This window comes from Bacteroidales bacterium (assembly GCA_012519055.1).
In the GTDB taxonomy this organism is placed as follows: domain Bacteria; phylum Bacteroidota; class Bacteroidia; order Bacteroidales; family Salinivirgaceae; genus JAAYQU01.
Window position 1 is genome coordinate 1 of the sequence record JAAYQU010000038.1, and the last position, 19153, is coordinate 19153.

General features: G+C 37.2%; 13 protein-coding genes. 10 read left to right on the forward strand and 3 right to left on the reverse strand.

The features are described from left to right. Positions 1-17 precede the first annotated feature (17 nt). Together GX311_07015 and GX311_07020 are read left to right on the forward strand one after the other, a co-directional pair. The gene (locus tag GX311_07015; GenBank protein NLK16128.1) at positions 18-557 is read left to right on the forward strand and encodes a hypothetical protein; all 540 of its coding nucleotides are present in this window, start codon (positions 18-20) and stop codon (positions 555-557) included. Continuing rightward, positions 554-4114 (forward strand): OmpA family protein, encoded by a 3561-nt coding sequence (locus GX311_07020; GenBank protein ID NLK16129.1) that lies wholly within the window; start codon positions 554-556, stop codon positions 4112-4114. The genes GX311_07015 and GX311_07020 overlap by 4 nt, the downstream gene beginning before the upstream one ends. 274 nt (positions 4115-4388) lie before the next feature. On the opposite strand, the gene GX311_07025 is transcribed toward GX311_07020, so the two are convergent. Beyond that, on the reverse strand, positions 4389-7040 hold the full coding sequence (locus GX311_07025; protein ID NLK16130.1) for a S8 family serine peptidase: 2652 nt from the start codon (positions 7038-7040) through the stop codon (positions 4389-4391). 276 nt (positions 7041-7316) lie between these two features. Between GX311_07025 and GX311_07030 the strand changes: the two genes are divergently transcribed. The 8 genes from GX311_07030 to GX311_07065 all read left to right on the forward strand — a co-directional run bounded on the left by GX311_07030 (position 7317) and on the right by GX311_07065 (position 16645). After that, positions 7317-8030 (forward strand): response regulator transcription factor, encoded by a 714-nt coding sequence (locus GX311_07030; protein NLK16131.1) that lies wholly within the window; start codon positions 7317-7319, stop codon positions 8028-8030. Then, positions 8030-9235 carry an aspartate aminotransferase family protein gene (locus tag GX311_07035; protein NLK16132.1) on the forward strand — a complete coding sequence of 402 codons (1206 nt, stop codon included), beginning with the start codon at positions 8030-8032 and terminating at the stop codon, positions 9233-9235. Before GX311_07030 ends, GX311_07035 begins: the two co-directional genes overlap by 1 nt. A 122-nt stretch (positions 9236-9357) precedes the next feature. Beyond that, positions 9358-10233 carry a succinate--CoA ligase subunit alpha gene (gene sucD / locus GX311_07040; protein NLK16133.1) on the forward strand — a complete coding sequence of 292 codons (876 nt, stop codon included), beginning with the start codon at positions 9358-9360 and terminating at the stop codon, positions 10231-10233. A gap of 29 nt (positions 10234-10262) precedes the next feature. Beyond that, positions 10263-11867: a YfcC family protein gene (locus GX311_07045; GenBank protein ID NLK16134.1), complete on the forward strand. Its 1605-nt coding sequence runs from the start codon at positions 10263-10265 to the stop codon at positions 11865-11867. Positions 11868-11871: 4 nt separating this feature from the next. Continuing rightward, positions 11872-12414: a hypothetical protein gene (locus GX311_07050; GenBank protein NLK16135.1), complete on the forward strand. Its 543-nt coding sequence runs from the start codon at positions 11872-11874 to the stop codon at positions 12412-12414. Positions 12415-12616: 202 nt separating this feature from the next. Further along, on the forward strand, positions 12617-13774 hold the full coding sequence (locus tag GX311_07055; GenBank protein ID NLK16136.1) for an NAD(P) transhydrogenase subunit alpha: 1158 nt from the start codon (positions 12617-12619) through the stop codon (positions 13772-13774). 70 nt (positions 13775-13844) lie between these two features. Beyond that, on the forward strand, positions 13845-14156 hold the full coding sequence (locus GX311_07060; protein NLK16137.1) for an NAD(P) transhydrogenase subunit alpha: 312 nt from the start codon (positions 13845-13847) through the stop codon (positions 14154-14156). After that, entirely contained in the window at positions 14153-16645 is a 2493-nt protein-coding gene (locus GX311_07065) for an NADP transhydrogenase subunit beta (GenBank protein ID NLK16138.1), read from the forward strand. Before GX311_07060 ends, GX311_07065 begins: the two co-directional genes overlap by 4 nt. A gap of 419 nt (positions 16646-17064) precedes the next feature. Here the strand turns inward: GX311_07065 and GX311_07070 are convergent, their stop codons facing one another. Beyond that, complete coding sequence (locus tag GX311_07070; protein NLK16139.1) at positions 17065-18018, reverse strand: phosphoribosylaminoimidazolesuccinocarboxamide synthase; 954 nt, start codon at positions 18016-18018, stop codon at positions 17065-17067. 16 nt (positions 18019-18034) lie between these two features. Beyond that, positions 18035-19021, reverse strand: a complete 987-nt coding sequence (locus tag GX311_07075) for a PhoH family protein (protein NLK16140.1) — start codon at positions 19019-19021, stop codon at positions 18035-18037. Between the last annotated feature and the right edge of the window lie 132 nt (positions 19022-19153).

Below are 19153 nucleotides of genomic sequence, written 5' to 3' on the forward strand. Positions count from 1 at the left end.
GACCAAAATGGCTGACAATGATAAAAATAGTTGCATATACTAAAACTGTTGTGTTCAGTGTATTTCTAACTATTATTTGTAATTTATTAGTTGGGCAGAATAATATCACCTCTAAGATCAGAATTTTAAGGGGTTCAAATGTTGGCTTTAATTTTAACTCCTACAACCGAATTCAGAATGGCATAACCTATAATGATTTCACACAACTTCAACTCTATTTTAACGATACAGTAGCCGGAGGAATACCAAACCCGACATCACAAGGTTGGCAGTTAACTGTAAGAGCCTTGCAGCCAAATATTTCAGGAAGTATGACTACCTCCACTCTCCCATTAGAGTCTATTAAAATTACAATAAAGAAGAACGGTATAAATTACGGACCTTATGATCTTGGGGCAACTGAACTACTTCTTATCGATGGCCCAGATGCAACTCTCAATGATAATGTGGAAGTCAGTTACTCCTGCGGAACAGACTCGAACCCTAACTATAACATGATTAATAAAGTTCCCGACTACTACGTTGTGGATATTGAATTTACACTAAAACCTCAATGAAACATAATGTTAATACAGTTATATTATTTTTTATTTTGGTTTGTTTAAAAAACGCTCCAACATTTGGGCAATTCTCATTTTTTGAAGAGCCTTATAATATGTTAGAGTCATCGTTTATTAAAGATAAAGAGGAAATTGACCCACAAACAAGTTTTTTTAATGTCCTAAAAGTAGTAAATCCAACCGACAGACGTTTGCGATTTGAAGTTAGTTTCGGTACTCCCGTGGGTTGGGTATTAATGGGTGAACGAACACAATCGGTAGTGTTAGCTCCGGGGGAGACAAAGCTAATTCCTTTACGAATTTCTGCCAATGCTTATACAATGGGTGATATTGGCTACACAATTGTAGCCTCACTAAAAGATAATACAGGAAAAGTATTCAAAAACAGCTATTCATTTATCAATGTCCCCAAAAGAAGTGAAATTAAATATAAGCTACTAGAAAGAAATCTATATTTCGATCAGTACCTTAAAAACACCACATTGTCTATGAAGTTCTCAAACACTGGGAATGTAAACGAGTTAATATATGTAAGCATTAATTTACCCCAAACCGTAACAATTGAAGGGGCACAAGACAATTCCTTTAAAGATGACTTTATCCTAAATTCAAACAAAGACACTATAGTCAATTACAATGTACAACTAAAAAACAGCATTGAAGCTTACGAACAACAAAATCACGGATTATACGTCGAGGCAGGAAGTAAAGATACACTGTATAAATCAACTGTCTGGATTAAAAATCTAGACAGTAAGTACACACTAGAGATACCTGAAACTGATAGAATATTAGTTGCTGAGCTCGCTTTTTTAAATCTTTTTAGCGAAGGAAATCCTATTTATGAAGGAGCATTTTGGGGTTCAATACATGGAAAGAATTCTCTTTTAGTCGACTATTTTTTTAGAACAATGGGAGAACAATTCTATAAAAAAGATCCTCTTATATATAACTACTCATACATTAAAACAATCCATAGAAACTGGGGCTTTAGATTGGGAGACTTAAATCAACCTGGAATGCTGACAGTCAACGGTAAAGGAGGACAGATTGATTTTAATCACAGAAGAATTAGAGCAACTGCTTCGGCAACAAAAAATTTTATAAGCGATATTACTGGGAAGGCAATAATAATCAAAAGTAAAATTAATAGAAGATTATCATTATCTGCAGGATATAGCCAAACTAAAAACAAAAACTACTCACAATCAAAAATGCCATCGGTAGGAGCAGGTTTTACATTATTTAAACACTATTCGTTAAAATTTGACTTAGGATATTCAATTACTGATAATCTTATCCAGAACGACAATAATCAGAAAAAAGGTTTTGGTGGGAATGCCCTATTACAGATTAACTATCCTCGTTTTAGACTAAATTCAAGATTAATGTACGGTGAACCAAGTTTTGCAGGAATGCAAAGAGGCAAGATGGATTGGAACAGCTATTTTGACTTAGATCTAAAAAATAGTCGTGGAATTTATGGTCGTCATAATGGTATTAACCAAGTACTACTTAACTTTAATAACTCTCCTCAAAATATAGATAAAAGTATCTCTAATCATAACGTAAATATATTATACTACGCCCCCCTAACTAGTCAAGTCTCATACTCTGTTGGACCTTGGTACAATTACTTAGGAAGTAACTCCTTTTACCTATTCAATCCTGAACACTGGTTCGCGGTACATACATCTATGATAGATATTATTATTCGATATCGCAGTAACAGAACACCTATAAACATAGGAGCAGAAGCTCGTGTTGGGGCAAGTCACATCTCTAAATACTCTACAGAGTACGGGGGATTTAATATATCAAATCTAAATCCTGAAAAAACATACCTAAATATGTATATTTCACTATATACAAATTTAAGAAACTGGAATTTTAATGCCGCATACTATCATGGACCATATACAATGGTAGAACACTACTCAAAATTTTATAATTATTTAAACCCAAAAACAGTACGACTTATCGGAGGATATAGAGTTCTGTTTTTCGAAAAGATATTTGAATACTCTGTTCGTGGAACATACTCTTATATAATACACGCTAAAACAAATCGTTTGGGGGTTAGTAATGAGTTGGTTGCTAGACCCGGTGGAAATTGGACGCTCTCACTAAGTAATTCAATTGGTCATCAATCAACATTCGACAAGTTAACAGAAAATAAATACAAGTACAACAATTTGTATTTTGAATTTAGAATTCGTAAGGAGTTTGGCATTAACCAACCAAAATTCAAATATCTAAATTTAGACCTTATTTTCTTTAAAGACCTAAACGGTAACGGCGTTAGAGATCCTAACGAACCTGGTGTTAGTAATGTTTTGGTTTCAATTGATAAAGATTGGGAATTGACCGACTCTCTGCTTGGAAAAGATAGACACGGAGAGTTTTATACCATGGAGTTTCTGTCTGATATAGACGGACATGTAAGATATAAAAATATTCCCGATGGTTACTACACTGTAAACTTCACCCCTGTTGGTAAAAATATTGACAGCTTTGTGGCAGAAAGCTCACAACTTAGATTACACCTAAAAAATTCAGATATAATTGAAATACCTTTCCAAGAAAGAAACAAAATATTTGGTCAAATAGTTATGAACCGTAGCAAGCTATCTAACCTTGGAACAATTGACATTTCAAATATTAAAGTTACCGCTGACGATGGTAAAGGTAAAATTTACTCGACACTTACTGACAAAAACGGACGTTTTGTTATTTATGTTCCAAATATTGAAAAATATACGGTTAGCATTAATAATATTTTTAGGGAACATTTTGAGTTAGAGCAAAACACATTTGATGTACAATTGAATGGCTACAAACAATTTGAACTTTCCTTTATATTTACCGAAAAACAACGTCGTATCAATTTTGCACAACAAATTGATTTTAGTGGAGAAGGACAACAAATACAAGCCGTCAAACGTACTAATTTAGCAGGAACTGTTAAAGATGAGGCAACCTTTGCTCCAATTAAAGCTAATGTTAAAATTATTGATCAAGGGACTGGCAATACTATCACAGAAACCGTTACAGATGGACGTTCTGGCAATTTCTATATGTCGTTTGTGTCAGGCGATAACTATCACTTAGATGTTACTGCAGAAGGTTATTGGTTCTATTCCGAAGGGTTAATGGGAGAACAAATTTCAACATTCCTTAACTTAAATCGTGATGTTATGTTAACGGCGATAACAATAGGAAGTAAATTAACACTACACAACGTTGTTTTCAATCGTAATGAATCAGGATTAAACGAAGAAGCAAGAGTTGAACTTTCTAAACTGCTAGATGTCCTAAACGCTAACCCAGGTATACAAATTGAAATTGTTGGTCACTGCGATGATATTGAAGCCATTAACAATGTAGGAGTTGCTGAATCACGTGCGAAAGAGGTTATGAGATTTTTGGTTGAAAATGGCTACACCAATGTAACATCAAGAACAATGGGAGGAAGTGATCCTGTAATAAACGAGGCAACAGAAGAAGCACGTAGGATCAACCGCAGAGTTGACGCCATTGTTATAAGCAAATAGATGCTAATCTATTGAATTCCCTTTATTAAATAGTATTTGTAAATATTTTTACAGAACATAACAAAAAATCAAAAAAACATTATACCTTTGCAATGATTGGCAAATCATAGCGGATAAGTCAATTGAATGAAAAGCTCTCAAATGAAGTGTACGCGACTTACTCAAAGGTCGCGTGCATTTTTTTTGCAACTAGTAAGCTAAAAATCAGAATGTTGTAGAGATGTCATAATATGGCTCTCTACCGAGCGAAAATTTAAAATCCGTGCCAGTGTCATCAAGGTTCCACAACTATTGAATGCGTAGTTTTTGAAGTGTCTGTCTCAATAACAAACAGATATATCCCATTTGGCCAATTTTCTATACAAAGTTCTGAAATGGATGTTTGAGATTCAATAATTTTCTCCCCCAACAAATTGTAAACCGTTACTTTTTCGGGTATCTCTGAAAAACGTACCGTTTTATTTGCAGGATTAGGATAAATAATAATACCTGATTTATTGAATTCTGATATCGAAGAGTAATAATTACGGAGATTTTGTACGTGTTGCTCGATTTGTAACACGTGACTATCTGTTAAAAATGCAAACCTAATTAAGCGCGATTGAGCGGGTGGTAAAACATCTATTTTGGCACTTGTTAAATGCGCAGGTATTGTTTTTTCTAATGCATAAGTCATTTCTCTTGAACTATTTAACGCTTGCCACATCTCTTGTGTGGTAAAGTTATCTGTTATATCAATTCCTTGTGGCGAAACTCCTGTATCGAAAGAGTAGTTGTTAAAGCTTTCTGTATCAGACAAAATAGCCAAACCATGCGTGTATGGATATATATCAATGCTTTTAGTAGTGACCAATTGCAACTGTCGATTTGTTGTAACAACTGCACCTGTTCGAACAATCCAATTTGCAAACATCCCAACTCTTATGTTTTCAATTGCCGCATCTGTGACATTTGTTACCGTAACCTCATATATAATAGCCTCACTCAACGGGTAGTCGCTTCCTGTATAAGCTGTTACCTGATAATCTAAACCTACCGAATTCGGCGAATTAATATCAGTAAAATAAGCCGTGGCTTGTTGCAATGTCATGTTTTCTTCATGGGAAACAGCTCTGTTTGAAGTAAAGTCAGCATTATCAAAAACTCCTCTAACAACTTTAACTTCCGATTTTCCTACAATTAATCCTACATCCCACATCAAAGAGCTTGAATTTCCTTTTCTAAATCCATTACCTGTTAGCGGCGATAAATTGTGATATGCAGGTTTTCCGACATTTGACAGGGTCATTTTCATATCAAACATATCTATATCATACCATGATTTTTGGGTAGATATTGTCCTTACCGTACTGTAATTTCGACCATCAACGCTATATGTAAAGCGAATTGGTATAAGTAAATCTAAAGTGGTGTTTGCGTCAATAATCAGACGTATATTATAATCCTCAAGTTGAACGATATCACCAGATTGCCAATTATTTACTGTAAATGTATTATTCGCAATGGAAACATACTCCGACAGTGGCAATATTGTTACAGCAACTCCGTTTTTTGAACACAATAAGTTTTTCAACTCTCCTTTTAAGCGATAAGTCTCGTTAGGGCTAACTTCCTCGGCATCAATAATTTTTGTAGGAATATTCAAGTAAAGCAGATTTGTATCAGATACAGCATTAAACATATCAACCCTCCCCGCTCCCATTTTGTCTATATAAGGAACGTTTGCTGGCATGGTGTCTAACCACATTGCTGTTGCTTTTATTTGTGCAGCAACTTGATATGGATTCAAATGTGGTCGTAAAGATTTTACAACAGATGCAACTCCCGCCACTATCGGCGCAGCATTCGATGTGCCTGAAGTTGACGAATAAGTATTCCCAAAAGCTGTTGAAAGAATATTTTGTCCCGGTGCAGCAATATCTATTCGGTATCCGTACGTGCTTCCCTCCCACTTGTGATCGAATTGATTTGACGCCAAAACAGATACAACTCCCGGATATGAAGCAGGATAGTAAAGATTTTCATTACGGCTGTTCCCTGCTGCAGCAACAACCAATACACCCAACTCATCAACAACATATCTAATAACTTCTCTTCCGAGATTGCTGGGCATTACTCCTCCCCATGAACATACAATTATATTACAACCATGCTCGGCAGCATAAACAACACCCTCATATGATGACTTTAACAACCCATTGTTACTCATTATTTTAACAGGTAAAATCTTAACCTCCGGTGCCACCCCGGCTATACCTACTTCATTATCTGATTTTGCTGCGACTATTCCAGCCACTCCCACCCCATGAGGATTTACATCTGCGGTCACATTGTAGTTGTTTTCGGCAATATTCCACCCCATAAAATTGTCGATAAAACCATCACCGTCATCATCAATTCCATTTACTGGATCTAAGTAATTGTACGCAATTTGATCAACTAATTCAACATGTGTGGGATCAATGCCTGTATCAACAATTCCTACTATTATGGTGCTATCTCCCATGCTTATATTCCAAGCTTCAAAGGCACTTATTAAATCGAGATAATACTGTGAGCCTACTAACGGATCATTAGGTTCGTAAAATAGTTCTTGACAATCGCGGTACTCTATCCACTCAATAAAATCAAACTCTTGTATATATTTAAAAACTCTACCATCGTCGGGATTTGGCAATTTTACAGATAAAATATTCCAAATTTTTGTCTCACTACCGCGATTGATGACGTTTTTTTGAAATAAAGGCTTAACACTAAACGACTTGTGCGATATTAAATCCTGAAAGTCTTTGATATATTGCTCTGATTTAACTTTAACCAATATCTCAGAATAATCAACTGACGGTTGTCCATGCAAAACTAATGGAGACAACAAAACTACGCATAGTAGTTTTAATAGACAATATGCTACTATTCTTACTCTCATTATCTCTATTTTCTTAAAAATATCTTGTATAAATTGCGGTAAAAATGCGAAAAAGGTTTATATATTTTTTAAAATTTGGCATAATATTGCTATTATTGTAAAGAAAATGCCTTTAACCTGTTTTTATATTTTGGTAATAAAAGCAAATTTAAGAAATAAAAAATAACTAAGTGGTCAAACACAAAAAATAAACACAGAAACCATAATCTGAAACACAACAGCATGATTATAAGCAATGTAAGTTTCGTGTAATCTTAACCCTAAAAAATTAAGCATATGAACTGTATAATAATTGATGATGACAAGCTGTCACGGAAGTTAATTGAAAGTTTTATTGAAAAAACTGAGTTTCTCAATCTTATTGGAAGCTACGAAAGTGCCATGGAATCATTAAAGGCGTTTGAAGGTCCCGAAAGTGTCGATTTAATTTTTTTAGATGTTGAAATGCCCGAAATGACTGGCTTGGAGTTTTTGAATACTCTTGAAAATCCACCACAAGTAATAATAATAACTGGCAAGGAAAAGTATGCTGTAGAAGCATTCGATTACGATGTTACCGATTTCTTGCTAAAACCAATTTCCTTAACACGTTTTCTAAAATCAGTTAATAAAGCCAACAAATTGCACGGCGAAGCTATGCAAATGTCTGGGAATACTAATGAAGAAATCTTTATAAGAAAGAAAAACTCAACACTTGTACGACTTTCATATGATGATATACTCTGGATAGAAGCACTTGAAAACTATGTTGTTATAAGCACACATGATGAAAAGTTTACTATTCATTTCACAATGAAAGCCGTAAATGATAGATTTCCCGAATCACGTTTCAAAAGAGTACACAGATCGTACATTGTCAATATAAATAAAATTAAGATGATTGAAGACAATGTTATTATAATTGAAACAAAACAAGGAAACAAAGTAATCCCCATTGGTAAATCATTTAGAGACAATCTTCTAAATGATATAAACCTTATAACAAAATAATGAACCAACGCGATTTATTCTTTAGGCACGTAGGACAAACATCACAATCGCCATTGGGCTTAGAAGTAGAGTACGCCGAAGGAATTTATCTATACGATAAGGCTGGCAAATCATATATTGACCTAATGTCAGGTGTTTCGGTTAGCAATATCGGACACAGACATCCTAAGGTTGTTGAGGCAATTAAAGCACAAGCTGATAAGTACTTACACCTTATGGTTTATGGTGAGTATATCCAAACACCGCAGGTGCAGCTTGCAAAATTGCTGTCGGAGGTTCTTCCACCGAAAATTGAGAGTATATATTTTGTAAACTCTGGTAGCGAAGCCATTGAGGGAGCCTTGAAATTGGCAAAACGTGCAACTGGTCGATTTAATATCGTTAGCTGCAAAAATGCGTATCATGGCGGAACTCATGGCGCACTAAGCGTTATGGGAGACGAAATAATGCGTAATTCCTTTCGCCCACTCCTGCCTGGTGTGCGTCAAGTTGATTTCAATGTTCCTGAACAACTATCAGCAATTGATAATACAACTGCCTGTTTCCTGATAGAGCCTATTCAAGGTGAGGGAGGAATAATTGTCCCTGATAAAGAGTATATTAAACTTGCCCGTAAACGTTGCAACGAAACAGGTACACTACTTATTTTTGACGAAATCCAAACAGGATTCGGACGCACGGGGACCCTGTTTGCTGCCGAATATTTCGAGACCGCACCAGATATTCTCTGCATGGCAAAAGCAATGGGCGGAGGAATGCCAATCGGAGCATTCGCAGCCTCACACAACTTGATGAACCAACTTACATTTAACCCAACCTTAGGACATATTACTACGTTTGGAGGTCACCCAGTTAGTTGTGCTGCTGCAAGAGCCTCACTGTCAGTTATTCTTGAAGAGAAACTTGCCGAAAAATCAGTCGCTAAAGGGAAAATGTTCGTAGATACACTAAAACATCACACAATCAAGCAGATAAGAGGCAAAGGGCTATTCTTAGCTGTCGATTTGATAGAAGAGATTGATATTTTTGAACTTATGACGGTTGCTATGACTCAGGGAATAATGATAGACCCTTTTTTGTTTCGCCCAAACGCCTTCAGAATTGCGCCTCCATTAACAATTACAGAATCTGAAATTAAAGAAGCGTGCAAAAAAATAGTTAAAACCCTTGATATCATATCAAATAAAATATCAAGGAGCAATTAATTGGATTTAGTCTATATCTGGATTGCCAAAGATTCTCGAAAATTCCATATATTTGTATTCCTTTAAAAATCGCAATAACAAAAGGATTAGAACATTTAAAAACGAAATAAAATACACTTATTATGAGCATATTAGTAAATAAAGATTCAAAAGTTATTATTCAAGGCTTCACAGGTAGTGAAGGTACTTTCCATGCCCAACAAATGATTGAATACGGAACCAAGGTAGTTGGGGGTGTTACACCAAAAAAAGGAGGAACAAAACATTTAGACTTGCCTGTTTTTAACACTGTTGCTGACGCGCGCAAAGAGACTGGTGCTAACGTAAGTGTAATATTCGTACCACCAGCATTCGCAGCAGACGCAATAATGGAAGCTGCCGAGGCAGGAATTGAAGTTATAGTAACCATTACAGAAGGTATTCCAGTTGCCGATATGGTAAAAGTCAAGGAATATATCTCAAAAAGAGATGTAACGCTTATTGGACCTAACTGTCCTGGAATTATTAGCCCAGGCGAAGCTAAGGTTGGTATAATGCCGGGATTTATACACAAAAAAGGCAATATTGGTATAATATCTCGCTCTGGCACATTAACTTACGAAGCTGTTGACCAAGTAACCAAATGCGGTATGGGTCAATCTACATGTATCGGAATTGGTGGAGACCCAATTATCGGAACAACCACATTAGATGCAGTAAAATTACTTATGGAAGACCCTGAAACCAAAGGTATTGTAATGATTGGAGAAATTGGCGGTAGCATGGAAACCGATGCAGCTCTGTGGATAAAAGAACATGGAACTAAACCCGTTGTTGGATTTATTGCAGGGCAAACGGCTCCAAAAGGAAGAAAAATGGGACATGCAGGAGCAATTGTCGGAGGAAAAGCCGATACAGCCGAAGCCAAAATGCAAATCATGCGCGAATGTGGAATTACTGTAGTTGAATCGCCTGCAAATATTGGTGTGGCAATGAAAAAAGCTCTTGAGGGCAAATAGTCACAACTAAAACAAAACACAACAAAAAAATGCAGAAAAAAGTCCGGATACCACACACCTACGTCATTGTTTTTGGATTTATACTCCTTGCAGCAATAATGACGTGGATACTCCCTGCTGGCGAGTTTGACAGAACTACAAAAATTACTGAGGGTGGCAAAGCACAAACTGTAATTGTGGAAAATAGTTTTCGCACTGTAGAACAATCGCCGCAGACGTGGCAAGTGCTATCATCAATCTTTAATGGCTTTGTTAATCAGGCAAATATCATTGTTTTCATTTTGCTTATTGGCGGTGCTTTTTGGATAATGAACTCAACGAAAGCCATCGACGTAGGCATTTTATCCTTTATTGAGTGGTCGAAAAAATTGGAACAAAACAAGGTTCTAAAAAAGATAGGTGTCGATAATATAATAATGATTCTTATAATGCTCATGTTCAGTGCATTTGGCGCAATTTTTGGCATGAGCGAAGAGACAATAGCTTTTGTTATCATTATAGTTCCTTTGGCTATATCGATGGGATATGACTCAATTGTAGGGATATGTTTAGTTTACGTAGCCGCACACATAGGATTTGCAGGTGCTATGCTAAACCCTTTTACCATCGGTATAGCTCAAGGTCTATCCGACTTGCCTATCTTCAGCGGATTAGAGTATCGAGTTTTTTGTTGGTTGGTAATCAACGCAGTAGGATTTACGATTATCTTGCTTTATGCGCGAAAAATTAAGCGCAATCCTCAAAAAAGCATTATGTACGAAGCTGATGAATATTGGCGCAATCGTGAAAAGATTGATATAGAGAATATTACTTACAATACTCCTTTAAGTGCTTGGATTAGCTTTATTGCGGTTTCAATAGCACTGATTTTGTTTTCAGTTAATTACTACGACTCAACACTGTCAATAGGTAACACGGATTTCAACTTTCCAGCTGTTCCTGTGGCTACAGCACTGTTTATAATCTCTTCGATAATTGCTCTACGCAAATCTGTTCACTTCTATATTCTTAATCTACTGGGATTTACGATTATTTTCCTAATTATCGGAGTAATGGGATATCAGTGGTATGTAATGGAGATTGGGACGCTGTTTTTGGCAATGGGCTTAATCTCGGGAATTGCTGTAAACAAGTCAGCTAACGATATTACAAAGCTCTTTCTTGAGGGAGCAAAAGATATTTTCTCGGCGGCATTCATAGTTGGCTTAGCCGGTGGAATTATTGTGATACTAACAGACGGCAAAATTGTTGATACCATAATGAACGGATTAGCCCATACAATGCGAGACTTTGGCAAAGCAGGTACACTGAGTGCCATGTACGGAATTCAAACAGCATTGAATATAATAATTCCTTCGGGCTCAGCAAAAGCGGCACTAACAATGCCTATTATGGCTCCTTTCTCAGATTTAATAGAGATTTCAAGACAATCAACTGTTCTGGCATTCCAGTTTGGCGATGGATTTACAAATATGATTACTCCAACAAGCGGAGTATTAATTGGATGCTTGGGTATTGCTCGAATCCCCTACGACAAGTGGTTTAGATGGGTATGGCCCCTCATTTTAATATTAATTGTATTAGGATTGTTGTTACTCTTACCAACACTCTATTTACCATTACACGGATTTTAATATTATGCGCAAACTATTAACATATACAATATTTTTGCTAACTGCTTTACTTATTGTTAGTTGTAAAAAAAAGGAGAAAGATATCAGTTTCTGTAATATTACAGTTGAAAACTACAGACCAGCATTCAATCGTATTGCACTGTATAACAACGGATTATATCTTGAAAATATTTATAAGCATAAAATTGTCCTATTAGATAAAACGATTTTATCATCAGGCAACAAATTAACCGGTAAGGGCGATATATTAGAATTAACCCTATTAACATCAACACCAAACTCTCCAGAAGGAAGTTATAGTTTTTCTGAATTAGAAGAGGCAAACGTCCTTTTTAACGGTTATTTTGCAAAAGGATACAACTTCGATCAACAAAATATGATATCAATGTCAGTTATTAAGGGAGGTGAAATAGAAATTGCAACATATAACAAAGATCAGAGTTATAAAAGTATAACTGTAAAACTTAAAACAGTAACCGGTGACTCAATAAGGGGCTCACTCCTTCTTCCATTTTTTGTAACAACTAAAAAAGATTTCAATAATTAATTGATAAGGCAAACAAGCTTAACATTATGATTTTTAGTCAGTTTTTGACAAATATCATACATAATAATTAGCTATAATTTAAGTCTAATATTTAATTGCCAAATCAAATAAACTACCCAAAATTTAATCTTTGTAAATAATTGAAATATGACATGTTTTTTTGTACCTTTGTGCAATTTTAGTAACAAAATTTATTAATATTATGATTATAGGTATTCCAAAAGAAATTATGCCGGGAGAAGCTCGCGTTTCAGCTACCCCCGAAACAGTGAAAAAATTTGTTGCAGACGGTGCCAAAGTTTTGGTTGAAAAAGATGCAGGCATCGGCTCTTTCTTTAGCAATGAAGCTTACAAAGAGGCGGGTGCAACTATTATTAACTCGGCTAAAGAGGTTTTTGAAAAGTCAGACCTCATACTAAAGGTTAAGGAGCCGCAATTCAATAATGAGTTCAATGCTCACGAGGTTGACATGATGCATGAAGGACAGTATCTTGTAACATTCCTACACCCTGCAGCACCTGCAAACCACGATATGATTCGCAGTTTAGCTAAAAAGGGCGTTATTGGTCTAACTCTTGAAGGCGTTCCTCGCATATCGCGTGCACAAAACATGGACGGACTTACATCAATGAGTACTTGCGCAGGTTACAAAGGTATTTTGATGGCTGCTAATGCACTTCCAAAATTCATTCCTCAGATGTTTACTGCTGTTGGTATGCTTCCTCCTTCAACAGTTCTTGTTGTAGGTGTTGGCGTTGGTGGATTGCAAGCTCTTGCTACCGCAAAAAGACTTGGTGCTGTTACTCACGCTGTTGATATCAGACCAGCTGCTATGGAGCAAGCAACAAGCTTAGGTGCAAAAGTATTCGACTTAGGCGTGCCTGCAGAACTTGCTATTGGCGAAGGTGGATATGCTAAATATCTTCCAAAAGAATGGCTTGCAAAAGAGAGAGAAAAACTCAACGAGATTTTGCCTCAAATGGATATCGTTTTCCTAAGTGCTTTGGTACCAGGAAGAGTTGCTCCTATACTTATAACAGAGGATATGGTTAAGAGAATGAAACCAGGCTCAGTGATTATTGATATTTCTATTGACCAAGGCGGAAACTGCGAAATTACACCTCCCGGAAAAACCGAAGTAAAACACGGCGTAACCATCTGCGGTATTAAAAACATTCCTGGAATGATACCAACAAGTTCAACTCACATGTTTGCACACAACGTATATAGTTTTGTAAAAAACATGATGAAAGATGGAAAGGTTGTGATAGACAGAAGTGACGAGATTATAAGTTCTACATTGGTTACAATTCAAAATGAAATCGTTCACGCTGGCACACGCGAAGCGATGAACATTTAAATTTACTAAATCTATAAACAAAACCGACTGTTTTGTTTTGAAATGGTCGGTTTTATTATTTTTCGATGATATGAATCCAATTTATTTAATCTTAATTTTTATTGTTGCCACACTTGTTGGTTACTTTATTATTAAAAACGTGCCGAGCCTGCTGCACACCCCGTTGATGTCGGGGATGAACGCTCTGTCTGGCATTACCATTTTGGGAGCAGTAGCAGCCGTTGGTTTGTCGGTACTGTATGAAGACCAAAGTATTGTAATAGGACAAATTTTTGGTGGTATAGCCGTAATAGCTGCAACAGTAAACGTAGTAGGCGGATTTGGTGTTACACACCGAATGCTTAAAATGTTCAACAAGAAAAAGAAAGGAGGTAAGAAATGATATCTCCAACACTATATTTAATAATTTGTGCCGTACTTTCGGTATTAGTTCTGTTGGGTATTTCCATGATGAGCAAGGTAAAAACTGCTGTTATGGGAAACTTCATCAGTGCAGTATGCGTATTTGCAGGAATAGTTATCACATTGCTATACAATGAAATAGTTACGGTAAAAAGTATATACATCTATATACTTATCGGAACTATTATTGGTAGCATGTTAGCTGTCAGAGTAAAAATGATTGAAATGCCACAGTTGGTAGCCTTGCTTAATGGAGTTGGCGGTTTGGCTTCGGCTTTAGTGGGGATTCTTACTTTGCTTGGAATAGGACAATCACCGGATCAAAATTATCCAATTTTTTCAGATGTAACAGCAGTATTGGCAATAGTTGTAGGTATTGTTACTCTTGTAGGAAGTTTAGTTGCAGCGGGAAAACTGCACAAACTTTTACCCCAGAAACCTGTTATTTGGAAAAATCACGCCGTTATTCTTAACATTAGTCTTATCATTCTTACGATTACCGTACTCTACTCAGCCTTTGTTGGCAATATCATAAGTCGATCTGTTGATATTGCAATAATATTGATATTGAGTATCGGAGTAAGCACCCTTTTTGGATACGCTTTCTCTATCCGCGTTGGTGGTGCAGATATGCCTATTACGATATCATTACTCAACTCGCTTAGCGGTGTTGCCGGAGCAATTGCGGGTATGGCGATAAACGATATACTATTAGTTTCTGTTGGAGGTATTGTCGGAGCCTCGGGGTTGTTCCTAACTCAAATTATGTGTCGCTCGATGAACAGGAGTTTGATGGATATCCTTACCGGAAAAACATCTGTTGCTGGTAAAAAACCTACAAAAACACAACCTGCTGCTGAAACTAAAAAAGTGGATAAAACTGCAACCAAACAGACCTCATCTGAAGCTGTTTTGCAGAAAGCAAAATCGGTAATTATCGTTCCCGGATACGGAATGGCGTTGGCACAAGCGCAACATTTGGTTCGCCAGTTAGCCGACAAGTTAGAGAGCAACGGCGCACAAGTCCGCTACGCAATACACCCTGTCGCAGGACGTATGCCAGGACATATGAACGTACTACTCGCAGAAGCCGACGTCTCTTACGAACAGCTCTACGAAATGGACGCAATAAACGACGATTTCAAAAACACAGATGCTGTCATCGTTATCGGAGCAAATGACGTTTTAAACCCAGCCGCACGTGATGCTGTTGACACTCCTATTTACGGAATGCCAGTATTGAACGTTGACCAAGCTAAAGAGATATTTATTTGCAACTTCGACCTTAATCCGGGTTATGCAGGTGTTGATAACCCACTTTATAAAAAAGAGTCGGGAGTTCATCTACTGTTGGGCGATGCCAAAGAATCGGTTAGTCGCTTGATTTCTATGTTAGATAGCAAACCCGTACAAAGTTCCGATTCGAGAGACCAAAAATCAGAAGTTTTGCAGAAAGCTAAATCTGTAATTATCGTTCCAGGCTATGGTATGGCGTTGGCACAAGCACAACATTTAGTTCGCCAGTTAGCCGACAAGTTGGAAAGCAACGGCGCAAAAGTCCGTTACGCAATCCACCCTGTTGCAGGACGTATGCCCGGACATATGAACGTATTACTCGCAGAAGCCGATGTATCTTACGACCAGCTTTACGAAATGGACGCAATAAACGACGACTTCAAAAATACTGACGCAGTCATTGTTATTGGTGCTAATGACGTTTTAAACCCAGCCGCACGCGATGCTGTAGACACTCCAATATACGGAATGCCGGTATTAAACGTTGACCAGGCTAAAGAGATTTTTATTTGCAACTTCGACCTTAACCCAGGTTACGCAGGAGTTGACAACCCACTTTACAAAAAAGAGTCCGGCGTTCATCTACTGTTAGGAGATGCTAAAGAATCTGTAAGTAAGTTGATTTCTTTGCTAGACAGTAAACCTGCACAAGGTTCAGGTGCAAAAAAGGATAATTCATCAGAAGTTTTAAAGAAAGCAAAATCTGTAATTATCGTTCCAGGGTACGGAATGGCACTGGCACAAGCACAACATTTAGTTCGCCAATTAGCTGACAAGTTGGAGAGCAACGGTGCAAAAGTTCGTTACGCAATACACCCTGTCGCTGGACGTATGCCAGGACATATGAACGTACTACTCGCAGAAGCCGACGTATCATACGACCAACTATACGAAATGGACGCGATAAACGACGACTTCAAAAATACCGATGCTGTTATTGTTATCGGTGCAAACGACGTTTTAAACCCAGCCGCACGCGATGCTGTTGACACTCCTATTTACGGAATGCCTGTATTGAACGTTGACCAAGCTAAAGAGGTGTTTATCTGCAACTTCGACCTTAATCCAGGTTATGCAGGAGTTGATAACCCACTTTACAAAAAAGAGTCGGGAGTTCATTTGTTACTTGGCGATGCTAAGGAATCTGTTAACAAACTGATAAATATGATTTAAGGCGATTAGCAATTAAATGATTAAAAGTCAGAATATTGTAGAGACGGAACATGTTCCGTCTCTTTTTGTTTTTGGGCTAAAGCCCAAAGCATACACACAAATCTGCCAAGTGAAACCCTTTACTGAACAGACAAATTAAGGGAAATCTTTCTCTAAAGTCCTCTACTTCCTATCCTACTTAAGCTAATTTTTAACAATAGTTTTGTAATGAGAAATTAGCATACTATCCTCTCTGCTACCATCTTTTCGAACTTGTCAGAATTTCCGACAGGTTGAGTTTTGCTCCAACACTCTCAGAATAAAAGATACTGTTCTAAAAATATGTACAAATACATTTAATCAGTGCTCCATATTCAAAACAAAAAGCCAGCTATACAACAACATAGCCGGCTTATAACTATTTTGTACTAAGCACTTATTTAAACAACATTGCTACTTAAAAAAAACTCAACATTCTTCCTAATACGCTCCTCAATATTCTCCCCCGCGCTGGCTTTGTGAAATTTTTCGCCTACGATGTTTTCGTAAAGCTCTATATATCTTTCACTTACGCTTTCAATATATGATTCAGTCATCTCCGGAACGGATTGTCCCTCTTTTCCTTGAAAGCCATTGGCTATAAGCCATTCACGCACAAACTCCTTGGAAAGCTGTTTCTGTTGCTCGCCTTTTGCCTGACGCTCTTCGTAACCTTTGGCGTAAAAATAGCGACTACTATCTGGAGTGTGTATCTCGTCTATAAGGATTATTTTTCCGTCAACCTTTCCAAACTCATATTTGGTGTCAACTAAGATAAGTCCCTTTTGTGCAGCCATTTCGGTTCCGCGTTTAAACAGCTCAAGGGAGATTTTCTCTAACTCGTTGTAGTCGGCTTCGGAGACTAATCCCTGTTTAATAATCTCCTCGCGGCTGATATCTTCATCGTGTCCCTCAACGGCTTTTGTTGTTGGAGTTATTATGGGTTTTGCAAATTTTTGGTGCTCAATCATGCCATCAGGAAGACTTATCCCACACAGAGAACGTTTCCCTGACTTATATTCACGCCAAGCGTGTCCAGTCAGATATCCGCGCACAACCATCTCAACCATAAATGGTTCGGCTTTCAAGCCGACAGTTACCATGGGATCGGGTGTTGCAATTTTCCAGTTGGGAACAATGTCTTTTGTGGCATCTAAAAATTTTGCTGCTATCTGGTTCAACACCTGTCCTTTATATGGAATGCCTTTGGGTAAAATAACGTCAAACGCTGATATCCTGTCGGTTACAACCATTACAAGAGTTTTGTTGTCGATATTATATACATCACGGACTTTGCCGTGATAAACAGATTTTTGCCCTTTGAAATTAAAATTGGTATTTGTTAAAGCCCTCATATTTAAATTTTTACGATTACTCTTTTGTTTTATCTTTCGTTTTGCTCTCCTTAGCTTTTTCCCTCTCTTTACTGTATGCCTTTACAATTTTGATAACTAATGGATGTCGCACAATATCTGTCTCATCAAGCTCAACAAAGCTGATACCTGCGATGTTTGCCAAAATTTTGTGAGCATGTACCAATCCACTCTTTTCGCTTACAGGCAGGTCGATTTGGGTGATATCGCCAGTGATAATAAATTTTGAATGCCGTCCCATTCGGGTAAGGAACATTTTAAGCTGATTTATAGTAGTGTTTTGCGCCTCATCGAGAATAACAAAAGCGTTGTCGAGGGTGCGACCGCGCATAAATGCCAGCGGAACTATTTGCACGATACCCTCCTCGATGTAAGACTCTAATTTTCTGGGAGGTAGCATATCGTTCAGGGCATCATAGAGAGGTTGCAGATATGGGTCGATTTTCTCCTTCAGGTCGCCGGGTAAAAATCCAAGTCGTTCGCCGGCTTCAACGGCAGGGCGGGTTAAGATAATACGCCTTACCTCCTTGTTCCTCAACGCTCTAACGGCAAGCGCAATTGCTGTATATGTCTTTCCGCTGCCAGCAGGTCCAATAGCGAAAAGCATATCATTTTTAAGATGTTCACTAACAATAAGTTGCTGATTTGCTGTCCTGGCTCTTATAATTCTCCCATGATTGCCATAGACCAAAACATCTAAATCACTTTGCAGTTCAGCAGTTGACTTATGCGAATCGGAATCAGACAGGTTTACAATATCCTCACTTTTTAAACTTCCAAAACGTTTGTAATGCTCAACAAAACGATAGTAGCGGTCGGTAAAAAAATCGACATCAGAAGGTTCGCCTATTACTTTGAGCAGGTCTCCACGCGCAATAAGTTTCACTTGTGGGAACAGTTGTCGAATAAGATCGAAATTAGAATTGTTTACCCCGTAAAGGATTACAGGTTCAATATCACAAATTTCAATTATACGTTCAATCATAAAGTGATTAATAGTTCAAAATATGTTAATTTTGTAAAATACTTTTTAAGCCAAAAATTTATGTGAGCACAAAAATACATAAATTCGCACATAAAATTGGAATTACATAAATTTAAAAACGTATAAACTCTG